Annotated in this window: 2 protein-coding genes and 1 pseudogene; all 3 read right to left on the bottom strand. The window is 73.9% G+C overall.

The features are described from left to right. Positions 1 to 71: 71 nt before the first annotated feature. Positions 72 to 1,286 (bottom strand): annotated as a pseudogene (locus MXD58_RS28965) (ABC1 kinase family protein); the annotation flags it as partial. 102 nt (positions 1,287 to 1,388) lie between these two features. After that, positions 1,389 to 1,979: a bacteriocin biosynthesis cyclodehydratase domain-containing protein gene (locus MXD58_RS28970; RefSeq protein ID WP_308302071.1), complete on the bottom strand. Its 591-nt coding sequence runs from the start codon at positions 1,977 to 1,979 to the stop codon at positions 1,389 to 1,391. A 119-nt stretch (positions 1,980 to 2,098) separates the two neighbouring features. After that, positions 2,099 to 2,478 (bottom strand): helix-hairpin-helix domain-containing protein (locus MXD58_RS28975; protein ID WP_518478712.1); only part of this gene is annotated, 380 nt, incomplete at its 5' end.

Raw genomic sequence — 2,478 nt, forward strand, 5'->3', positions numbered from 1 at the left:
ACCTACGGGCCCAGGGCATCGGCCCGGTCCGCGTGATCGGGGAGGACACCCGCAGACTTGCGGGCACCATTCCGGTGGATGAGCAGGTACGACGGCGGCAGGTTGAGCTGGCGCCCGAGCTGGGCGGCGGCGGAGCGCCAGTCGCTCAGGCGCGCGGCCTGCCCACGCAGCCAGGCGCGGGAGAAGGTGAACTCCTCGTCGGCGATCGGGTCCAGCATGGGCGCGAGATAGTTGAGCAGCTCGCCGGCATCGACTTCGGTGGCCGCCGGGATGAACCCCTCCTCGCGCAGCCCCGCGGCGACGGCGTGCGCGTCGCCGTCGAGGGTCTGGCGGGCCAGCCGGCCGATCGGCTCGGGCAGGCCGTCGGGCAGGCGGTTGACCGCGCCGAAGTCGAGCACCCCCAGCCGGCCGTCGGGCAGCAGGCGGAAGTTGCCCGGGTGTGGGTCGGCGTGCAGCAGCCCGGCGCGGGCCGGGCACGAGTACAGGAAACGGACCAGCAGCAGTCCGGCGGCGTTCCGCTGCTCGGGGGTGCCCTCGGCGATGATGGTGGACAGCGGGATCCCGTCGAGCCACTCGCTGACGATCACCCTGTCCGCCCCGGCGAGCGGGCGGGGAATGACGATGTCCGGGTCGTTCGCGTAGGCCGTGGCGAAGGCCTGCTGCCAGGCCGCCTCCAGGCGGTAGTCCAGCTCCTCGGTGATGCGTGCCTTCAGTTCCCGTACCAGTGGCTTGATGTCCAGCCCGGGGGAGACCGCACCGAACAGCCGGGCGGCCCGCCCCAACTGGGTCAGGTCGGCCAGCAACGCCGCCCCGGCCCCCGGGTACTGCACCTTCACCGCGACAGTCCGGCCGTCGGACCAGACCGCCCGGTGCACCTGGCCGATGCTGGCGGCAGCGGCGGGAACGTCGTCGAACTCGGCGAACAGCGACCGCCAGTCCGCACCGAGCTCCTCGGCGAGGACGCGGTGCACCACGGCCGCGGGCAGCGGCGGCGCGGCCTCCTGCAGCTTCGTCAGCGCCGCCCGGTAGGGCGCCGCCACCTCGTCGGGCAGCGCCGCTTCGAAGACCGACAGGGCCTGGCCGAGCTTCATCGCCCCGCCCTTGAGTTCCCCGAGCACGCGGAAGATCTGCATGGCGGTGCGCTGCTGCAACTCGGAGGCCACCGCCTCGGCGGGTCGACCCCCGATGCGTTTGCCGACGCCGAGCGTGGCCCGGCCGGCGATCCCCAGGGGAAGCGTGGCCAGTTTGGCGGTGCGGACGACGGCCCGCCGCGGGATGTCGGACACCACTCCATCGTGCCCCCTCCTGGGCCGTAGCGGGCGGCGCCCGCGGTGATGGACAGGCGCCTGGCGCGACACGCCCGGATCTCGGCGTGGCGCGCCGGTGTGTCAGCCCGGCCTGGCGCCCGGGTCGGGCGAGGCCCGCCGGGCGGCCGTTCGCGCGCTGCGACAGGGGCAGTTGGGGTGCACCGGCCAGCTCCGTCGCCGGATCCGCCAGCCCGGGGACGCCAGTTCCAGTGTCCCGTCGGCTGTAGCGGGAAGAACGGACGATACGGGCGACTGTGTGTTGTAAATCTCAGTTTCGGACCGGGTGTCCATGCGCCTTGTGTCCGGTTCCTCCGATCTGCGGGGACCCGGGGTGGCGCGCGGTTCGCCGGTGGGCCCACCGGCGTGGTCCAGGTAGTCCAGCGCCTGCATGACCGCCAGCGCGGCGACCATGCTCGCGAGCGTGACGTCACACGGATCGTGTCCCGCGTCGCGGGGTCGAACGAGCTGCATCGCGAGCAGCGGCCAGACCGGGTTGGCCGCCTGCCGATAAAGATGCTGACAGTGCAGGCAGGCGGTCCGGGCCGGGACGACGAGGGGCCCCACCACCCCGGTGCCCTCCCGCACCCCGGCCAGCAGGTGCGCCTCCCCGAGGCGCTCGAGTTCGAGGCTGGCGTCGGGCGCGACGGCGGGTGGTCCGACGGGCGCGAGCACGATGAGGTCCGCGCCGAAGGCGCTGTCCCGGGCCGGTGGGGCAACGCCGCCCGGGTTCGGGCCGCCGGAAGGGGTCCCACCCGCTGCGGCGGGCGCCCGCCCCCCCGCGGCAGGTGCGGTCAGTAGACGCCGCCGTAGTGGCGGGCCTGGAGATCCTGGGCCTGACCGATCCAGTCGTCGGGGATGATGCGCTCGCCGAACCCATCCAGCGCGGCGACCAGTCGCACCACGTCGGTGTCGCCCATCTGGGCGAGCTGGCCGAAGGTCGTGATGCCCAGGCTGCGCAGCCGGGTCTCGATCACCGGGCCCACGCCGACGATCTCCTTCAGGTTGTCACCGCCGGCTCCGGCCGGATCCAGCAGTCCGTTCCAGCGCGGCGAGGACTCCATGACGACCCGGCCGCCGCCGGCCTGCTCGCCCGTCGCCCCGGCCGATGCCCCTGAGCGTCCCGCCCCTGGGCGGCACGGTGACCCTCGTGGTGATGTTCGGCGTGCGCTAC

The sequence above is a fragment of the Frankia sp. AgKG'84/4 genome (assembly GCF_023242965.2).
In the GTDB taxonomy this organism is placed as follows: Bacteria; Actinomycetota; Actinomycetes; order Frankiales; family Frankiaceae; genus Frankia.